Source organism: Streptomyces sp. NPDC102437, assembly GCF_044765565.1.
GTDB lineage: Bacteria > Actinomycetota > Actinomycetes > Streptomycetales > Streptomycetaceae > Streptomyces.
The window spans coordinates 1-17,348 of record NZ_JBIWKI010000073.1; the positions used below are offsets into that span (position 1 = coordinate 1).

Annotated in this window: 25 protein-coding genes and 2 pseudogenes; 24 read left to right on the plus strand and 3 right to left on the minus strand. The window is 68.4% G+C overall.

The window, feature by feature from the left end; genetic code table 11:
• Positions 1-211 (minus strand): annotated as a pseudogene (locus tag ACIRJP_RS39580) (ATP-binding protein); the annotation flags it as partial.
• 168 nt (positions 212-379) lie between these two features.
• On the opposite strand from ACIRJP_RS39580, the pseudogene ACIRJP_RS39585 reads away from it, so the two are divergent.
• Positions 380-538, plus strand: a pseudogene (locus ACIRJP_RS39585) (transcriptional regulator); the annotation flags it as partial.
• A gap of 131 nt (positions 539-669) precedes the next feature.
• Here ACIRJP_RS39585 and ACIRJP_RS39590 read toward each other — a convergent pair.
• Together ACIRJP_RS39590 and ACIRJP_RS39595 are read right to left on the minus strand one after the other, a co-directional pair.
• Complete coding sequence (locus tag ACIRJP_RS39590; RefSeq protein ID WP_404185624.1) at positions 670-2,928, minus strand: poly(A) polymerase; 2,259 nt, start codon at positions 2,926-2,928, stop codon at positions 670-672.
• A gap of 162 nt (positions 2,929-3,090) precedes the next feature.
• Positions 3,091-4,761 (minus strand): RNA ligase family protein, encoded by a 1,671-nt coding sequence (locus ACIRJP_RS39595; RefSeq protein WP_404185627.1) that lies wholly within the window; start codon positions 4,759-4,761, stop codon positions 3,091-3,093.
• 556 nt (positions 4,762-5,317) lie between these two features.
• Between ACIRJP_RS39595 and rpsJ the strand changes: the two genes are divergently transcribed.
• From rpsJ to ACIRJP_RS39710, 23 genes are all read left to right on the plus strand, one after another.
• On the plus strand, positions 5,318-5,626 hold the full coding sequence (gene rpsJ, locus ACIRJP_RS39600) for a 30S ribosomal protein S10 (RefSeq protein WP_003948644.1): 309 nt from the start codon (positions 5,318-5,320) through the stop codon (positions 5,624-5,626).
• A gap of 13 nt (positions 5,627-5,639) precedes the next feature.
• Positions 5,640-6,284, plus strand: a complete 645-nt coding sequence (rplC, locus tag ACIRJP_RS39605; protein ID WP_072485542.1) for a 50S ribosomal protein L3 — start codon at positions 5,640-5,642, stop codon at positions 6,282-6,284.
• A gap of 4 nt (positions 6,285-6,288) precedes the next feature.
• Positions 6,289-6,939, plus strand: a complete 651-nt coding sequence (gene rplD / locus ACIRJP_RS39610) for a 50S ribosomal protein L4 (protein WP_266730369.1) — start codon at positions 6,289-6,291, stop codon at positions 6,937-6,939.
• Positions 6,939-7,262, plus strand: a complete 324-nt coding sequence (rplW, locus tag ACIRJP_RS39615; protein ID WP_003966958.1) for a 50S ribosomal protein L23 — start codon at positions 6,939-6,941, stop codon at positions 7,260-7,262. The genes rplD and rplW overlap by 1 nt, the downstream gene beginning before the upstream one ends.
• A 39-nt stretch (positions 7,263-7,301) precedes the next feature.
• Entirely contained in the window at positions 7,302-8,138 is an 837-nt protein-coding gene (rplB, locus tag ACIRJP_RS39620; protein WP_376625345.1) for a 50S ribosomal protein L2, read from the plus strand.
• A gap of 12 nt (positions 8,139-8,150) precedes the next feature.
• Positions 8,151-8,432: a 30S ribosomal protein S19 gene (rpsS, locus tag ACIRJP_RS39625; protein ID WP_093540761.1), complete on the plus strand. Its 282-nt coding sequence runs from the start codon at positions 8,151-8,153 to the stop codon at positions 8,430-8,432.
• Positions 8,433-8,475: 43 nt separating this feature from the next.
• On the plus strand, positions 8,476-8,823 hold the full coding sequence (gene rplV, locus ACIRJP_RS39630) for a 50S ribosomal protein L22 (RefSeq protein WP_004571827.1): 348 nt from the start codon (positions 8,476-8,478) through the stop codon (positions 8,821-8,823).
• Positions 8,823-9,662 (plus strand): 30S ribosomal protein S3, encoded by an 840-nt coding sequence (gene rpsC / locus ACIRJP_RS39635; protein ID WP_072485539.1) that lies wholly within the window; start codon positions 8,823-8,825, stop codon positions 9,660-9,662. The genes rplV and rpsC overlap by 1 nt, the downstream gene beginning before the upstream one ends.
• 5 nt (positions 9,663-9,667) lie before the next feature.
• On the plus strand, positions 9,668-10,087 hold the full coding sequence (gene rplP, locus ACIRJP_RS39640) for a 50S ribosomal protein L16 (protein ID WP_072485538.1): 420 nt from the start codon (positions 9,668-9,670) through the stop codon (positions 10,085-10,087).
• Positions 10,087-10,311: a 50S ribosomal protein L29 gene (gene rpmC / locus ACIRJP_RS39645; protein WP_014047786.1), complete on the plus strand. Its 225-nt coding sequence runs from the start codon at positions 10,087-10,089 to the stop codon at positions 10,309-10,311. The genes rplP and rpmC overlap by 1 nt, the downstream gene beginning before the upstream one ends.
• Complete coding sequence (gene rpsQ, locus ACIRJP_RS39650) at positions 10,311-10,595, plus strand: 30S ribosomal protein S17 (protein ID WP_030977953.1); 285 nt, start codon at positions 10,311-10,313, stop codon at positions 10,593-10,595. The genes rpmC and rpsQ overlap by 1 nt, the downstream gene beginning before the upstream one ends.
• A 107-nt stretch (positions 10,596-10,702) precedes the next feature.
• Complete coding sequence (rplN, locus tag ACIRJP_RS39655; protein ID WP_003966950.1) at positions 10,703-11,071, plus strand: 50S ribosomal protein L14; 369 nt, start codon at positions 10,703-10,705, stop codon at positions 11,069-11,071.
• Between the two features lie 2 nt (positions 11,072-11,073).
• The gene (rplX, locus tag ACIRJP_RS39660; RefSeq protein WP_003966949.1) at positions 11,074-11,397 is read left to right on the plus strand and encodes a 50S ribosomal protein L24; all 324 of its coding nucleotides are present in this window, start codon (positions 11,074-11,076) and stop codon (positions 11,395-11,397) included.
• On the plus strand, positions 11,397-11,954 hold the full coding sequence (rplE, locus tag ACIRJP_RS39665) for a 50S ribosomal protein L5 (RefSeq protein WP_072485537.1): 558 nt from the start codon (positions 11,397-11,399) through the stop codon (positions 11,952-11,954). Before rplX ends, rplE begins: the two co-directional genes overlap by 1 nt.
• A gap of 2 nt (positions 11,955-11,956) precedes the next feature.
• On the plus strand, positions 11,957-12,142 hold the full coding sequence (locus ACIRJP_RS39670; RefSeq protein WP_003948630.1) for a type Z 30S ribosomal protein S14: 186 nt from the start codon (positions 11,957-11,959) through the stop codon (positions 12,140-12,142).
• Between the two features lie 224 nt (positions 12,143-12,366).
• A complete protein-coding gene (gene rpsH / locus ACIRJP_RS39675) occupies positions 12,367-12,765 on the plus strand; it encodes a 30S ribosomal protein S8 (RefSeq protein WP_037688013.1) in 399 nt (132 codons plus the stop codon).
• Between the two features lie 21 nt (positions 12,766-12,786).
• A complete protein-coding gene (gene rplF, locus ACIRJP_RS39680) occupies positions 12,787-13,326 on the plus strand; it encodes a 50S ribosomal protein L6 (protein ID WP_266747962.1) in 540 nt (179 codons plus the stop codon).
• A gap of 2 nt (positions 13,327-13,328) precedes the next feature.
• A complete protein-coding gene (rplR, locus tag ACIRJP_RS39685) occupies positions 13,329-13,712 on the plus strand; it encodes a 50S ribosomal protein L18 (protein ID WP_072485534.1) in 384 nt (127 codons plus the stop codon).
• A 46-nt stretch (positions 13,713-13,758) separates the two neighbouring features.
• The gene (rpsE, locus tag ACIRJP_RS39690; RefSeq protein WP_072485533.1) at positions 13,759-14,364 is read left to right on the plus strand and encodes a 30S ribosomal protein S5; all 606 of its coding nucleotides are present in this window, start codon (positions 13,759-13,761) and stop codon (positions 14,362-14,364) included.
• Positions 14,364-14,546, plus strand: coding sequence for a 50S ribosomal protein L30 (gene rpmD / locus ACIRJP_RS39695; protein WP_030914154.1), 183 nt, complete (start codon positions 14,364-14,366; stop codon positions 14,544-14,546). Before rpsE ends, rpmD begins: the two co-directional genes overlap by 1 nt.
• Position 14,547: 1 nt before the next feature.
• Positions 14,548-15,003: a 50S ribosomal protein L15 gene (gene rplO / locus ACIRJP_RS39700; RefSeq protein WP_018550610.1), complete on the plus strand. Its 456-nt coding sequence runs from the start codon at positions 14,548-14,550 to the stop codon at positions 15,001-15,003.
• A 215-nt stretch (positions 15,004-15,218) separates the two neighbouring features.
• Complete coding sequence (gene secY, locus ACIRJP_RS39705; RefSeq protein ID WP_329818620.1) at positions 15,219-16,538, plus strand: preprotein translocase subunit SecY; 1,320 nt, start codon at positions 15,219-15,221, stop codon at positions 16,536-16,538.
• Positions 16,538-17,194: an adenylate kinase gene (locus ACIRJP_RS39710; RefSeq protein ID WP_356087907.1), complete on the plus strand. Its 657-nt coding sequence runs from the start codon at positions 16,538-16,540 to the stop codon at positions 17,192-17,194. Before secY ends, ACIRJP_RS39710 begins: the two co-directional genes overlap by 1 nt.
• The last annotated feature ends 154 nt before the right edge of the window (positions 17,195-17,348 follow it).

A 17,348-nucleotide genomic window follows, 5' to 3' on the forward strand; every position in this document is an offset into this window, starting at 1 on the left:
AGTCCCGGCCGGGTACGCGGCCGTGGACGGCGGCATTGGCGGCCAGCTCGGCGACGATGTGCGCGGCCGGTTCGCAGACGATCCCCCAGTCGCCCAGATGTGCCACGGCCAGGAGACGGGCGAGCCTGGCGCCCCGGCGTGTGGGGGAGAGCAACACGGTGAACTGCCGGGCGGGAGCGGAATGTTCGGTTCGGGTGATGTGTTGGTTCACGCCGCCCAGCGTGGCCGGGGCATGCGTACCGTGAACAGCGACGAGCCCCTTGCGTACGGCGATTGTCCCGTGCTTGTCCAGTGCTGTCCCGGCTGTCCGGGGTGACGTGCCGGGGAGATCAGAGGTTGGGTCAAGAACGGCATGCACATCGGCGGAAGTGGGGCACGGATGAGCGTGGATGGGACCGGTACGGAAAGCGGCGACGGCGGGGCGGACGAGCCGGGCTGGGACGTCGATCCCGATGACGAGTCGGGGGCGGCCGTGGTCGCGGCGGTGGGCCGCCAGATCAAGGCGTGGCGGGAGGCGGCGGGGCTGCGGGCCGGCGAGTCGGCCATGCCCGTCATCGATCGCACTCCCGCTCTTGTCCCCTAAACCCCTGCGAGAAGCTTAAAGGCGGAAAAGCGGCACACAGCGGGGTCGGAGGGATTGGTGGCCGGGAAGCGACGCCGTCCAGTCCGTCAAAGGGCGAACGCCGGGTCTCCGGCCCTCCGGAGCGCGGACAGTTCCACGCGGGCCAGCGAGGCGTCCGGGATGCCGCGCAGAATCTCCGCCCCGATCTCCGCCAGCCGGTGCCCGTCGGGCGGCGTAGTGCCCAGGCCGATCGCGTATCCCGTCAGACCGTCGGCGGTGAGCGGGCGCGGCCAGATACGGGAGTCCGGGGCGCCCGCCCCGGCGAGGGCGGCGGCCAGGGCGAGGAGACGGCCGCGCAGCCGCCCCTCGCCGGGGCCGGGAGGTACGGAGGCGAGGGCCCAGGCAGTGTGCTGCGCGTGCAGCGGCGGCGGGGCGCAGAGCAGGGTGTGCGGTACGGGGCCGGTGTCGTCGGCGGACTCCAGGATCTCCCAGGCGCGGAAGAGCTCCTCGGTGAGGAGGCCGCGGCCGGCCGAGGAGACCTGTGCGGTGCAGGGGCGGACGGGGGCGGTCGGGGTCAGCACGGTGAGGGGGAGCCGACCGGTGTCGGTGGCCGTGTCGGGGCCGACCGGGCGGTCCCAGTCCCAGGTCGCCCAGGTCGCGAAGAAGTGCCTGAGCAGGGGGAGCGGCGGCAGGTCGCCCGACTCGTGGGCGGTACGGGCCGCCAGCACCGACCAGGCGAGGCCGGGCAGCCCGCCGCACGGCGCGGAGTCCAGGCCGCGTGCCCGCGCCCAGGCCTTCACCGCGCGGGCGAGCCGGGTGAACGTCGCCCCGTGCGGGTCCGCCGCCGCGAGGACCGCGTCCGCGTCGCTCACCGCGCTGAGCGCCGTGGCCGCCGCCACGCCCAGCCCGGCGCGCCCGGCCACCGCCTCGGCCGGGTCGAGCGCGCCCGTCGCCACGGTCACCAGGTCCACGTCCAGGCCGCCGAGGGCGAAGCGCAGCCCCGGTACGCGGGCACCGGTCACCTCGCGCAGGCCGACGGCGTCCGGCAGGGCAACGGCCAGCCGCTCCCGTACCCCCGGCAGATCCACCGCGCCCGGCAGCGCCGCGACCAGGTCCACGTCCGCGCCGGGCAGCGCACAGCCCATCCGCCGGGAGCCGGCCAGGTGGACAGCGCCTTCGGGCAGGGCGGCGGCCACCCGGCGCACGACATCGGCCGCGCACGCCTCCTCTGCCGCGTCCGTGCGGATTTCCTCCGCCACCTCGGCGACCAGCTCCACGCGTACCCCGAAGTGGTCCGAGACGTACAGCCCGTCCGGTGCGGGGACATCGCCCAGCAGCACCGCAGAGGCGGGGCGCAGCCGCTCCGAGCGGACCAGGACCCGGTCCAGCCGGGACGCCCGTCCGGACAGGGAGGAGACCGCCGCCAGCGGGTTGGCCGACGGGTCGAAGGTGGGCGTCCGGTCGTCCGCGCCGTGCACCCGGCTCCAGGCGTCCGCCATCCCCAGCCGGTCCTGCGGGGTGTCCCCGCCGTCGTTGAAGTCGCCGAGCAGCGCCACATCGCCCTCGACCGCCGCCAACCCCGTTGCCAGGTCGGCCAGTTCGGCATCGCGTCGGCCGGCGCCGTCGGCCGAGTGGTCGCTGCTGAGGTGGGTCACCGCGACCGTGACCGGCCCGTCCGGCCCGTCCACAACGACCGCCGCGACCGCCTTGTGCGGGCCGAGTACATGCAGGCCCGCCTCGCGCACCGGCACCCTGCTGAGCAGCAGCAGACCGCAGTCGGCGACGTCCCGGCCCGCCGGATCGGCCCAGAACGTGTAGCCGTCGCGGACCCAGGGCGCCGCCAGCAGCAGGGCGAGCAGGGCCGGTTCGGCCTCCTGGAGGGCGATGACATCGGCGTCCGCCACGCGCAGGGCATCGAGCAGGAGCGGGCGGCGCCGGGCGGTGTCGATGCGGTCGCTGTCGTAGCGGTCCCAGAGGGTGTTCCAGGTCAGCAGCGTCAGCGGACCGGAGGCCGGCTCGGGCGGCGGTGCGTCCTCGGGCACGGGCGTCCAGGCCGCCTTTGGCGCGGAGAACGCGTGCGGGGTGCGGGAGATGAAGTACGGCGAGGGCAGCCGGCGCGGGGCGCGCACCCGCCCGGCCTCCGTCGCGCCGATCCGGTCCACGCCCGAGGACCGGTCCCAGACCAGCTCACCGTCCGCCTCGAAGAACAGCACCCGGTGCCAGGGGATGTCCCCGCCGGGAGTGAAGCGGGGCAGCGGCACCCGCTTGGGCACGTTCCCGCGCTGCGCCACGCCCATCACGAAGCGCGCCGGGTCGAACCGGGAGTCCCAGCGGACCCGGTGATAGATCTCCTCGCTGGTACGCATTCAGGGCCTTCCGTCTGGATCATGCCGGGCTCGCGTGCCCCGGTGCCGCGCCTCGCGGCGTTGTCGTCACTCGCCATGGCCCGGCCATGGCTCCCTCCTCCGCCTTGCGATCCACGACACCGGACCCCGCTCCCCGATCTGGTCTGATCCAGACAGAAGGCCCTACGCCCGGTCCTCCACGGTTCCGCTCGCGCCGATGTACCAGGTGCGGTGGGCCTGGCCGGGGTACGGGGGCACGAATCTGTGCAGCTGCGCGGTCAGCACCTCGGGTGGTACGGGGTGGTTGCGGCACCCGTTGCGGCGGATCAGCTCCGTCTCGTCGACCAACGCCACGGCATGGGTCAGCAGCGCGTTCCTGCGCCGGGCCACCGCGTGCACCAGGGAGCGCTGGTGGGCGTTGAGGGAGGTGGCGTCCCAGACGACCGTGGAGCCCGCGGTGAGCGCGGCGTCCAGCCGGTCGAGCCCCTCGCGCAGCACGTCCGCGTTGGCCTTCTGGTCGGCGCGCGAGCCCCGGGCCCGGCGCAGGTCGTCGAGCGAGAGGTACGTGTCGGTGCCGGGCAGCGCGCGGGCGAAGGTGCTCTTGCCGCTGCCGGACGGGCCGACCAGCTGGACCAGGCGCGGGAAGTCCCCGGTCCGCCAGCGCCAGGTCGCGGCGACGGCCTCCTCGGCGGTGGTGACCCGGCCCAGGGCGTACGCCTCACGGGCCTGCGCCAGACAGCGGTCGGCGGCGTCCGGTGCCAGATCCGCGAACGCCTCCCGCAGCCCGGCCGGTTCGCTCACGTCCTCCGCGTGCAGCGCCGACCACTCCACCTGCTCGCGCGCCACGGCCGTGTCCGCGACCGTGGCGGCCAGCGCGTGCAGCAGCGGCAGATCGGCGGCGAACGACATCCGGACCAGCCCTGTGCGCCGTTCCTCGTCCGGGTACGGGCGGTGCAGCCCGGGGTGCAGTCCGACGAGGTCCGCGACGCGCCGGGCGAGCGGCATCCCGAGCGCGGGGGCCAGCGCGGGCGCGAGCGCGGCGCGGCGGGAGCGGTGCAGCAGCGCGGCGAGCACCCCGGTCAGCCGGTCCTCGCCCGTCCGGCCCGCCGCGTCCAGGGCGTCGCCCATCGCGGCGGCGGCCCCGGCGTCCCCCGCGTCCGTGCCGGTGGCGGCGGCCAGCGCCGCCGCGTCGGCCGGGGCCCCGGACCGTACGGCCCACAGGGCGGCGGCCGGGCCGAGCCCGTTCTCCACGACGGCGGCGTGCATCCAGTGTGTATCGGTCCGTACGTGTCCGGGCCGCACCCACTTGGCCACCAGGCGCCGGAAGTCCGCCGCGCCGAAACCGTCCGCGGGCCGCACGACGTAACCCTCCTGCCGGCCGGTGTCGAGCTTCAGCGCCCGCAGCGCCTTCTCGGCGCGGGCGTCGAACACGCCGCGCCACAGCACCGGCGGCACCGGTATCCCCAGGTCCCGCAGGAACGCCACGGTCCGGTCCCAGTCCAGGCAGCACTCCCCGTCCCAGACGGAGAAGCCGTAGAAGAAGCTCTCCAGCTCCTCGTAGGGGATCGAGTGGCGCGCGAACATGTTCTCGCCGCACACCCGCCACCCCTCGGGGATCCGCGCCCCGACCCGTCCCTGGAGCGCCTTCACCCAGCCCCGCGAGGGGTGGTGGGCGGAGTCCAGTGAGCGGGCGTGGAGCCCGTCGGCGTAGAGCGTGGTGTTCTCGCCGTCCAGCTTCTCGGTGACGACGACCTCGCGGCCGGTCAGCGCGGCGAGACCGGCGATCCGCACGTCGTCCGAGGTGGCCCCGGGGGACCAGGGCAGATGGGCGGTGCGCGGATAGTGCGTACGCATGATCGATGCCCCTGGTGACGACGGCTTGCCCGGCCGGTCACTGTAGGCACGGGGGTGCGGACCGTTCGACCGAATTAGCGCGTTCCCGGCCCCGCGACGCCGCACCCCAGCTGCCGGTCGGTCTTAGGGTGGGGACCGCCCGGCACGGTTCCCGCTGCGCGCCCGCGTTTGACCGAGCGACCACGCGAGGTAAGATCCTCGGCCCGATTGGCCAGGCTCACGCCCCGTATGGCACACTGACCAGGTTGCTCGGTTGAGTGTCAATGCTGCGCGCCTCCCGCCGGGAGGACCGGAAGCGAGTCCCACAGTACTCGTCGACCCCTCGGGTCGGACGTACGGGAATCTTCCGGGAAGCGTCAGTGGGGCACCGGCCAGGCACCCGGTGGGTGTTTCGCCCCCGGTCCTGCGGTCCTCGGGCCCGCACCCCCTTGGTTGGGAAATCCTTCGGGAGATCTGCGTAGAGGGGATGCGACACGCCCGACCGCGTGGGTCGGAGGTGGAGTCATTAGAACCCCCGGGTTCCAGGGCGTTATGAGAGACAGGACTACTAGTAGCCATGGCGGGACAGAAGATCCGCATCCGGCTCAAGGCCTACGACCACGAGGTCATCGACTCCTCGGCGAAGAAGATCGTCGAGACGGTGACCCGCACTGGTGCGTCGGTCGCGGGCCCGGTGCCGCTGCCCACTGAGAAGAACGTGTACTGCGTCATCAAGTCGCCGCACAAGTACAAGGACTCGCGCGAGCACTTCGAGATGCGCACGCACAAGCGCCTCATCGACATCCTCGACCCCACGCCGAAGACGGTTGACTCGCTGATGCGTCTCGACCTGCCGGCGGGCGTCGACATCGAGATCAAGCTCTGAGGTGACGCGCGAGATGGCTAAGAACATTAAGGGCGTCCTGGGCGAGAAGCTCGGCATGACCCAGGTCTGGGACGAGAACAACCGGGTCGTCCCGGTGACCGTCGTCAAGGCCGGGCCCTGCGTCGTCACCCAGGTCCGCACCAACGACAACGACGGCTACGAGGCAGTCCAGATCGCCTTCGGCGAGATCGACCCCCGCAAGGTGAACAAGCCCCTCAAGGGCCACTTCGCCAAGGCCGACGTCACCCCGCGCCGCCACCTGGTGGAGCTCCGCACCCCTGACGCCAGCGAGTACACGCTGGGCCAGGAGGTCACTGCCGAGGTGTTCGAGTCCGGCGTCAAGGTTGACGTCACGGGCAAGAGCAAGGGCAAGGGCTTCGCCGGTGTGATGAAGCGTCACAACTTCAAGGGTGGCAAGGCGTCCCACGGTGCCCACCGTGTGCACCGCATGCCCGGCTCCATCGGTGGCTGTGCCACCCCCGGCCGTGTCTTCAAGGGCATGCGCATGGCGGGTCGCATGGGCAACGAGCGTGTCACCACCCAGAACCTGACCATCCACGCGGTTGACGCGGAGAAGGGTCTGCTCCTCATCAAGGGCGCAGTCCCCGGTCCGAACGGCGGCCTCGTCCTGGTCCGTACCGCGGCCAAGGGGGCTTGAGGTAATGAGCACCATTGACATCCTTTCGCCGGCAGGCGACAAGGCCGGTACCGTCGAGCTCCCCGCGGAGATCTTCGACGCGAAGACCAGCGTTCCGCTGATCCACCAGGTCGTCGTCGCACAGCTGGCAGCTGCCCGTCAGGGCACGCACAAGACCAAGACCCGCGGCGAAGTCCGTGGTGGTGGCCGCAAGCCGTACCGCCAGAAGGGCACCGGCCGCGCGCGCCAGGGTTCGACCCGTGCGCCGCAGTTCGCCGGCGGTGGCGTCGTCCACGGCCCGCAGCCGCGTGACTACTCGCAGCGGACCCCGAAGAAGATGAAGGCCGCCGCCCTGCGTGGTGCCCTCTCCGACCGGGCCCGTCACTCCCGCATCCACGTCGTCACCGGCGTGGTCGACGGTGCAGTCTCCACGAAGGCCGCCAAGACGCTGTTCGGCAAGATCTCGGAGCGCAAGAACCTGCTCCTGGTCGTCGAGCGTGCCGACGAGGCCGCGTGGCTGTCCGCCCGCAACCTGCCCCAGGTGCACATCCTGGAGCCGGGCCAGCTGAACACGTACGACGTGATCGTCTCTGACGACGTGGTCTTCACCCAGGCCGCCCTCGAGTCCTTCGTGTCTGGCCCCCAGACCGCTGAGACCGAAGGGAGCGACGCCTGATGAGCGAGGCGACCGTTACCAGCAAGACCTACTCGGACCCGCGCGACGTTCTCGTCAAGCCGGTCGTTTCCGAGAAGAGCTACGCGCTGCTCGACGAGAACAAGTACACGTTCATCGTCGCGCCCGGCTCCAACAAGACCCAGATCAAGCAGGCCGTGGAAGCGGTCTTCTCGGTCAAGGTCACCGGGGTCAACACGATCAACCGGCAGGGCAAGCGCAAGCGCACCCGCACCGGTTTCGGCAAGCGCGCTGACACCAAGCGCGCCATCGTGACCCTCGCCGAGGGCGACCGTATCGACATCTTCGGCGGCCCGACCTCCTGACGGAGGTCGAGTCGTCCGGAATCGGACGAGGACTGAGAAATGGGTATCCGCAAGTACAAGCCGACGACCCCGGGCCGTCGTGGCTCCAGCGTCGCCGACTTTGTCGAGATCACGCGGTCCACGCCGGAGAAGTCGCTGGTCCGCCCCCTGCACAGCAAGGGCGGCCGTAACAACGCCGGTCGTGTGACCGTTCGCCACCAGGGCGGTGGCCACAAGCGCGCCTACCGAGTGATCGACTTCCGTCGTCACGACAAGGACGGCGTGCCGGCCAAGGTCGCGCACATCGAGTACGACCCCAACCGCACCGCGCGCATCGCGCTCCTGCACTACGCGGACGGCGAGAAGCGCTACATCATCGCGCCGCGTGGCCTGGCGCAGGGCGACCGTGTCGAGAACGGCCCGGCCGCCGACATCAAGCCCGGCAACAACCTGGCGCTGCGTAACATCCCGGTCGGTACGACCATCCACGCCATCGAGCTGCGGCCCGGCGGCGGCGCGAAGTTCGCCCGTTCCGCGGGTGCCTCCGTGCAGCTGCTGGCGAAGGAGGGCACCATGGCCCACCTTCGTATGCCGTCGGGTGAGATCCGCCTGGTCGACGCCCGCTGCCGCGCCACCATCGGTGAGGTCGGCAACGCCGAGCAGTCGAACATCAACTGGGGCAAGGCCGGCCGCATGCGCTGGAAGGGCGTTCGCCCGACCGTCCGCGGTGTCGCGATGAACCCGGTTGACCACCCGCACGGTGGTGGTGAAGGCAAGACCTCCGGTGGTCGCCACCCGGTCTCGCCGTGGGGTCAGAAGGAGGGTCGTACTCGTTCGCCGAAGAAGGCATCGAACAAGTACATCGTCCGCCGCCGCAAGACGAACAAGAAGCGCTAGGAGCGGGTTTAGATGCCGCGCAGTCTCAAGAAGGGGCCCTTCGTCGACGGCCACCTCATCAAGAAGGTGGAAGTTCAGAACGAGGCAGGCACCAAGAACGTCATCAAGACCTGGTCCCGTCGCTCGATGATCGTCCCGGCCATGCTGGGTCACACCATCGCGGTGCACAACGGCAAGATCCACGTCCCGGTGTTCGTCACCGAGTCGATGGTCGGCCACAAGCTCGGCGAGTTCTCGCCGACTCGCACCTTCCGCGGCCACGTCAAGGACGACCGGAAGTCGAAGCGCCGCTAACCGCGGGGTGGAAACGACTATGACTTACACCGAAGGGACAACCATGGAAGCCAGGGCCCAGGCGCGGTACATCCGCGTCACGCCCATGAAGGCCCGCCGCGTGGTGGACCTCATCCGTGGCATGGATGCCACGGAGGCTCAGGCGGTCCTGCGTTTCGCCCCGCAGGCCGCGAGCGTGCCGGTTGGCAAGGTGCTGGACAGCGCCATCGCCAACGCCGCACACAACTACGACCACACCGACGCCTCTTCGCTGGTCATCAGCGAGGCGTACGTGGACGAGGGCCCGACCCTGAAGCGGTTCCGTCCGCGTGCTCAGGGCCGTGCCTACCGGATCCGTAAGCGGACCAGCCACATCACCGTGGTCGTCAGCAGCAAGGAAGGAACCCGGTAATGGGCCAGAAGGTAAACCCGCACGGGTTCCGGCTCGGCATTACCACGGACTTCAAGTCCCGTTGGTACGCCGACAAGCTGTACAAGGACTACGTCAAGGAAGACGTCGCCATTCGTCGCATGATGACGAAGGGCATGGAGCGGGCCGGCATCTCGAAGGTCGAGATCGAGCGCACCCGCGACCGCGTCCGCGTTGACATCCACACCGCCCGCCCGGGCATCGTCATCGGCCGCCGCGGCGCCGAGGCCGACCGCATCCGTGGCGAGCTGGAGAAGCTGACCGGCAAGCAGGTCCAGCTGAACATCCTCGAGGTCAAGAACCCCGAGGTGGACGCTCAGCTGGTGGCCCAGGCCGTCGCCGAGCAGCTCTCCTCCCGCGTCTCCTTCCGTCGGGCCATGCGCAAGAGCATGCAGAGCTCGATGAAGGCCGGCGCCAAGGGCATCAAGATCCAGTGCGGTGGCCGCCTCGGCGGCGCCGAGATGTCCCGCTCGGAGTTCTACCGCGAGGGCCGTGTGCCCCTGCACACGCTCCGCGCGAACGTCGACTACGGCTTCTTCGAGGCCAAGACGACCTTCGGCCGCATCGGCGTGAAGGTCTGGATCTACAAGGGCGACGTCAAGAACATCGCCGAGGTCCGCGCCGAGAACGCCGCTGCCCGCGCAGGCAACCGCCCGGCCCGTGGCGGCGCTGACCGCCCGGCCGGCCGTGGTGGCCGCGGTGGCGAGCGTGGCGGTCGCGGTCGCAAGCCGCAGCAGCAGTCGGCTCAGACCGAGGCCCCCAAGGCCGAGGCTCCCGCCGCTGCCGCTCCGGCTGCCGAGAGCACCGGAACGGAGGCCTGACCGAAATGCTGATCCCCCGTAGGGTCAAGCACCGCAAGCAGCACCACCCGAAGCGCAGCGGTATGTCCAAGGGTGGCACGCAGGTTGCGTTCGGCGAGTACGGCATCCAGGCGCTGACCCCGGCGTACGTGACGAACCGCCAGATCGAGGCAGCTCGTATCGCGATGACCCGCCACATCAAGCGTGGCGGCAAGGTCTGGATCAACATCTACCCGGACCGTCCCCTGACGAAGAAGCCGGCCGAGACCCGCATGGGTTCCGGTAAGGGTTCTCCCGAGTGGTGGATCGCGAACGTCAAGCCGGGTCGCGTGATGTTCGAGCTGTCCTACCCGAACGAGAAGATTGCTCGTGAGGCGCTCACCCGCGCTGCTCACAAGCTTCCGATGAAGTGCCGCATCGTTCGGCGCGAGGCAGGTGAGGCGTGATGTCGGCCGGAACCAAGGCGTCCGAGCTGCGCGAGCTGGGCAACGAGGAGCTGCTCAACAAGCTCCGCGAGGCCAAGGAAGAGCTGTTCAACCTCCGCTTCCAGGCGGCGACCGGGCAGCTCGAAAACCACGGTCGGCTCAAGTCCGTCCGTAAGGACATCGCCCGGATCTACACCCTGATGCGCGAGCGCGAGCTGGGCATCGAGACGGTGGAGAGCGTCTGATGAGCGAGAAGACTGTGACTGAGACGAACACCGACCGCGGTTTCCGCAAGACCCGTGAGGGTCTGGTCGTCAGCGACAAGATGGACAAGACCGTCGTCGTCGCTGTCGAGGACCGTGTCAAGCACGCGCTGTACGGCAAGGTCATCCGCCGTACGAACAAGCTCAAGGCGCACGACGAGCAGAACGCCGCCGGCGTCGGCGACCGCGTCCTCCTGATGGAGACCCGGCCGCTGTCCGCCACGAAGCGGTGGCGCGTCGTCGAGATCCTCGAGAAGGCCAAGTAATTCCTGAGGGGCATTCCCCTCAGGCAAGTTCCGCCAGGCTCGGCGGGGGCTCGTTCCGGTGACGGAGCGGCCCCCGCCGGGAACCGGCAGACGATCAGGAGATAGACGTGATCCAGCAGGAGTCGCGACTTCGCGTCGCCGACAACACGGGTGCGAAGGAAATCCTCACCATCCGTGTTCTCGGTGGTTCGGGTCGCCGCTACGCGGGCATCGGTGACGTCATCGTCGCCACCGTCAAGGACGCGATCCCCGGTGGCAACGTGAAGAAGGGTGACGTCGTCAAGGCCGTCATCGTTCGCACCGTCAAGGAGCGTCGCCGTCAGGATGGCTCGTACATCCGCTTCGACGAGAACGCCGCCGTCATTCTGAAGAACGACGGTGACCCCCGCGGCACCCGCATCTTCGGCCCGGTGGGCCGGGAACTGCGCGAGAAGAAGTTCATGAAGATCATCTCGCTCGCGCCGGAGGTGCTGTAAGCATGAAGATCAAGAAGGGCGACCTGGTTCAGGTCATCACCGGTAAGGACAAGGGCAAGCAGGGCAAGGTCATCGTGGCCTACCCCGCTCAGGACCGAGTCCTCGTCGAGGGTGTCAACCGGGTCAAGAAGCACACCAAGGCCGGTCAGACCGCTCGCGGTTCGCAGACCGGTGGCATCGTCACGACCGAGGCCCCCATCCACGTGAGCAACGTTCAGCTCGTCGTGGAGAAGGACGGCAACAAGGTCGTCACGCGCGTCGGTTACCGCTTCGACGACGAAGGCAACAAGATCCGCGTTGCCAAGCGGACGGGTGAGGACATCTGATGGCTACCACCACCACTCCGCGTCTGAAGACGAAGTACCGCGAGGAAATCTCCGGCAAGCTGCGTGAGGAGTTCTCGTACGAGAACGTCATGCAGATCCCCGGTCTGGTCAAGATCGTGGTCAACATGGGTGTGGGCGACGCCGCCCGCGACTCCAAGCTGATCGACGGCGCCGTGCGCGACCTCACCACGATCACCGGTCAGAAGCCGGCCGTGACCAAGGCCCGCAAGTCCATCGCGCAGTTCAAGCTGCGCGAGGGTCAGCCGATCGGCTGCCACGTCACCCTCCGTGGTGACCGCATGTGGGAGTTCCTGGACCGTACGCTGTCGCTCGCGCTGCCGCGTATCCGTGACTTCCGTGGTCTGTCGCCGAAGCAGTTCGACGGCCGTGGCAACTACACCTTCGGTCTCACGGAGCAGGTCATGTTCCACGAGATCGACCAGGACAAGATCGACCGGGTCCGGGGCATGGACATCACCGTGGTCACCACGGCGACCAACGACGACGAGGGTCGTGCCCTCCTTCGTCACCTCGGCTTCCCGTTCAAGGAGAACTGACCGTGGCGAAGAAGGCTCTGATCGCTAAGGCCGCCCGTAAGCCGAAGTTCGGCGTTCGCGGGTACACCCGCTGCCAGCGCTGCGGCCGGCCCCACTCCGTCTACCGCAAGTTCGGCCTGTGCCGCGTGTGCCTTCGTGAGATGGCTCACCGTGGCGAGCTGCCGGGCGTGACCAAGAGCTCCTGGTAATTCTCCTTCGCCCTCCGGGCGTTGGGAATTGACGGAAGCTCTCGGTAAGCATCTGGTCGGCAGGAGCCCGCCCTCACATGCCGTAGGCTTGTGGGGTTGGGCGCCTGCCGCCCAAGACCGACTTACTACGCCGTAGGTCCCCGCACCGCACCCGTCCTGCCTCTGAGTGGGGAGAGGGATGGCGCATACAGGAAACCCCGGCGAGAGAGGCCGAAGGCCAATTCATGACCATGACTGATCCCATCGCAGACATGCTCACGCGTCTGCGTAACGCGAACTCGGCATACCACGACTCCGTCGTGATGCCGCACAGCAAGATCAAGTCGCACATCGCGGAGATCCTCCAGCAGGAGGGCTTCATCACCGGCTGGAAGGTCGAGGACGCCGAGGTCGGCAAGAACCTCGTCCTCGAGCTGAAGTTCGGCCCGAACCGCGAGCGCTCGATCGCCGGCATCAAGCGAATCTCGAAGCCGGGTCTGCGTGTATACGCAAAGTCCACCAACCTGCCGAAGGTCCTCGGCGGCCTGGGCGTGGCGATCATCTCCACGTCCCACGGTCTCCTGACCGGCCAGCAGGCCAGCAAGAAGGGCGTAGGTGGGGAAGTCCTCGCCTACGTCTGGTAGTCGGGAACGGAGGAATAGCTCATGTCGCGAATCGGCAAGCTCCCCATCCAGGTTCCCGCCGGTGTGGACGTCACCATCGATGGCCGCACGGTCGCGGTGAAGGGGCCCAAGGGCACCCTCACGCACACCGTCGCGTCGCCGATCGAGGTCACCAAGGGTGAGGACGGCTTCCTCAGCGTCACCCGCCCGAACGACGAGCGTCAGAACAAGGCCCTTCACGGCCTGTCCCGCACGCTGGTGGCGAACATGATCACCGGTGTGACCCAGGGATACACCAAGGCGCTCGAGATCAGTGGTGTCGGTTACCGCGTCCAGGCGAAGGGCTCCAACCTGGAGTTCGCCCTGGGCTACAGCCACCCGATCCTGATCGAGGCCCCGGAGGGCATCACCTTCAAGGTGGAGTCCCCCACGAAGTTCTCCGTCGAGGGCATCGACAAGCAGAAGGTCGGCGAGACCGCGGCCAAGATCCGCAAGCTGCGGAAGCCTGACCCGTACAAGGCCAAGGGCGTCAAGTACGCCGGCGAGGTCATCCGCCGCAAGGTCGGAAAGGCTGGTAAGTAGCCATGGCATACGGCGTGAAGATCGCCAAGGGCGACGCCTACAAGCGTGCCGCCCTCAAGCGTCGCCACATCCGCGTCCGCAAGCACATCTCCGGTTCGCCGGAGCGTCCGCGCTTGGTCGTGACGCGGTCCAACCGCCACATGGTGGCTCAGGTCATCGACGACATCGCGGGCCACACGCTCGCGTCGGCGTCGACCCTGGACGCTTCCATCCGTGGTGGCGAGGGCGACAAGAGCACCCAGGCCAAGCAGGTCGGCGCCCTGGTCGCTGAGCGCGCCAAGGCCGCAGGCGTCGAGGCCGTCGTGTTTGACCGCGGTGGTAACCAGTACGCCGGGCGGATTGCCGCTCTGGCTGACGCCGCCCGTGAAGCCGGTCTGAAGTTCTGAGCCCGGTTCCTACGCACAGCGGACGTAACAGAGAGAGGTAAATCCAATGGCTGGACCCCAGCGCCGCGGAAGCGGTGCCGGTGGCGGCGAGCGGCGGGACCGGAAGGGCCGTGACGGCGGCGCAGCTGCCGCCGAGAAGACCGCGTACGTTGAGCGCGTTGTCGCGATCAACCGCGTCGCCAAGGTTGTGAAGGGTGGTCGTCGCTTCAGCTTCACCGCGCTGGTCGTGGTGGGCGATGGTGACGGCACCGTCGGTGTCGGTTACGGCAAGGCCAAGGAAGTTCCCGCGGCCATCGCCAAGGGTGTCGAGGAAGCCAAGAAGAACTTCTTCAAGGTTCCGCGCATCCAGGGCACCATTCCTCACCCGATCCAGGGCGAGAAGGCTGCGGGCGTCGTCCTGCTGAAGCCTGCTTCCCCCGGTACCGGTGTTATCGCCGGTGGCCCGGTGCGCGCCGTTCTGGAGTGCGCCGGCGTTCACGACATCCTGTCGAAGTCGCTCGGCTCCGACAACGCGATCAACATCGTGCACGCGACCGTGGAGGCCCTCAAGGGCCTGCAGCGTCCCGAGGAGATCGCGGCCCGCCGCGGTCTGCCGCTCGAGGACGTCGCCCCCGCGGCTCTGCTTCGTGCGCGTGCGGGAGCGGGTGCGTAATGGCTCGCCTCAAGATCACGCAGACGAAGTCGTACATCGGCAGCAAGCAGAACCACCGTGACACCCTGCGTTCGCTCGGGCTCAAGCGCCTGAACGACGTGGTCGTCAAGGAGGACCGTCCCGAGTTCCGCGGCATGGCTCACACCGTGCGCCACCTCGTGACGGTTGAGGAGGTCGACTGACATGGCGGAGAACAAGCCGCTGAAGGCCCATGACCTCCGGCCCGCCCCGGGCGCCAAGACCGCCAAGACCCGTGTGGGTCGTGGTGAGGCGTCCAAGGGTAAGACCGCCGGTCGTGGCACCAAGGGCACCAAGGCCCGTTACCAGGTTCCGGAGCGCTTCGAGGGTGGGCAGATGCCCCTCCACATGCGTCTCCCGAAGCTCAAGGGCTTCAAGAACCCGTTCCGCACCGAGTACCAGGTCGTGAACCTGGACAAGCTCGCGACGCTCTACCCCGAGGGTGGAGAGGTCACCGTGGCCGACCTGGTCGCCAAGGGTGCGGTGCGCAACAACCACCTCGTCAAGGTCCTCGGACAGGGCGAGATCTCCGTGGCGCTGCAGGTTTCGGTTGACGCCGTCTCCGGCTCCGCCAAGGAGAAGATTGCCGCCGCCGGCGGCACCGTCACCGAGCTCGTCTGAGACAACTCGATGGCCTGAACATCCGACCGGGGATGCCTCTTATTTGGGGCATCCCCGGTTGGTCGTTCCTAGGGGGGCATGGTCGCCGGTAAGGTGGCGTGCGTTGTTGTGTGGTACCCCTCTGGGCACCCGCCCCGGGGACTTTGACTTTTACGTATTCGTCGATCCTCAAGACCGTCACCTCTACGCTTTGCGCGGGGGTCGCAGGAGGCACCGTGCTCACCGCGTTCGCCCGGGCGTTCAAGACGCCCGACCTGCGCAAGAAGCTGCTCTTCACGCTCGGCATCATCGTGCTCTACCGGCTCGGGGCACACATCCCGGTACCGGGAGTGAGCTACGAGAACGTCCAGACCTGTGTTGATCAGGCCAGCAAGGGCAACAACAGCCTCTTCGGCCTGGTGAACATGTTCAGCGGTGGTGCACTGCTGCAGATCACGATCTTCGCGCTCGGCATCATGCCGTACATCACGGCCAGCATCATTCTTCAGCTGCTGACCGTGGTCATTCCCCGACTCGAGGCGCTCAAGAAGGAGGGGCAGTCCGGCCAGGCGAAGATCACGCAGTACACGCGTTATCTGACCGTCGCGCTCGCCATCCTCCAGGGCACCGGCCTGGTGGCCACCGCCACCAGCGGCGCCCTCTTCAGCGGCTGCCCGGTCGCCGACCAGATCGTGCCGAACCAGTCGATCTTCACGACCATCGTGATGGTCATCACGATGACCGCGGGCACCGCGGCCGTCATGTGGCTCGGTGAGCTCATCACCGACCGCGGCATCGGCAACGGCATGTCGATCCTGATGTTCATCTCGATCGCCGCCAGCTTCCCCGGCGCCCTGTGGGCCATCAAGACCAGCGGCAAGCTGGCCGACGGCTGGATCGAGTTCGGCACCGTCATCCTGATCGGCTTCGTGATGGTGGGCCTCGTCGTCTTCGTCGAGCAGGCCCAGCGCCGTATCCCGGTGCAGTACGCGAAGCGCATGATCGGCCGCAGGTCGTACGGCGGTACCTCGACGTACATTCCGCTGAAGGTCAATCAGGCGGGTGTGATTCCCGTCATCTTCGCTTCTTCGCTGCTCTACATCCCTGCCCTGATCGTCCAGTTCTCCAACTCCACTGCGGGCTGGGCGACATGGATCAAGGACAACTTCGTCAAGGGCGACCACCCGTACTACATCACGGCGTACTTCCTGTTGATCGTTTTCTTCGCCTTCTTCTATGTGGCGATTTCGTTCAACCCCGAGGAAGTCGCCGACAACATGAAGAAGTATGGTGGGTTCATCCCGGGTATCCGGGCTGGTCGACCTACTGCCGAGTACCTGAGCTACGTGCTCAACAGGATCACTTGGCCGGGCTCGCTGTACCTGGGTCTGATCGCTCTTGTGCCGACGATGGCGTTGGCAGGCTTCGGCGGCGCTAACCAGAACTTCCCGTTCGGCGGGACAAGCATCCTGATCATCGTGGGTGTGGGTCTGGAGACCGTGAAGCAGATCGAGAGTCAGCTCCAGCAGCGCAATTACGAAGGGTTCCTCCGCTGATGCGAATCGTCCTCGTCGGGCCGCCCGGTGCCGGCAAGGGAACGCAGGCTGCGTACCTTGCCAAGAACCTGTCGATTCCACAGATCTCCACGGGCGACCTCTTCCGTGCCAACATCAGCCAGGGCACCGACCTTGGCAAGCAGGCCCGCTCCTTCATGGACGCAGGCAAGTTGGTCCCGGACGAGGTCACCATCGGGATGGCCAAGGACCGCATGTCCCAGCCGGACGCCGAGAACGGCTTCCTGCTGGACGGCTTCCCGCGCAACGTGGGTCAGGCCGAGGCTCTTGACGCCATGCTGAAGGACGAGGGCACCAAGCTCGACGCGGTCCTGGACCTCGAAGTCCCCGAGGACGAGGTGGTCAAGCGCATCGCCGGCCGCCGTATCTGCCGCAACGACGGCTCGCACGTCTTCCACGTGACGTACAACCCGCCGAAGGCCGAGGGCGTCTGCGACGTCTGCGGCGGCGAGCTGTACCAGCGCGACGACGACACCGAGGAGACGGTGCGCACCCGGCTGGAGGTCTACCACACGCAGACCGAGCCGATCATCGACTACTACCGGGCCCAGAACCTGGTGGTCACCATCTCCGCGCTCGGCAAGGTCACCGATGTGACCGAGCGCGCGATGGAGGCTCTCAAGTCCGACAAGGGCTGAGCGCAGAACCCGCAGTACTTGTGCAGTCGGGGGGGGGGGGCCGGGGGGGGGGGGGCCCCCGGGGGCGGGGGGGGGGGGTGGGGGGACAGGGTTTGGTTAACCCCCGCCGCCCCGGCGGGGTGCCCGCCGTAGCCCCCCAACGCGGGCCGCCCCG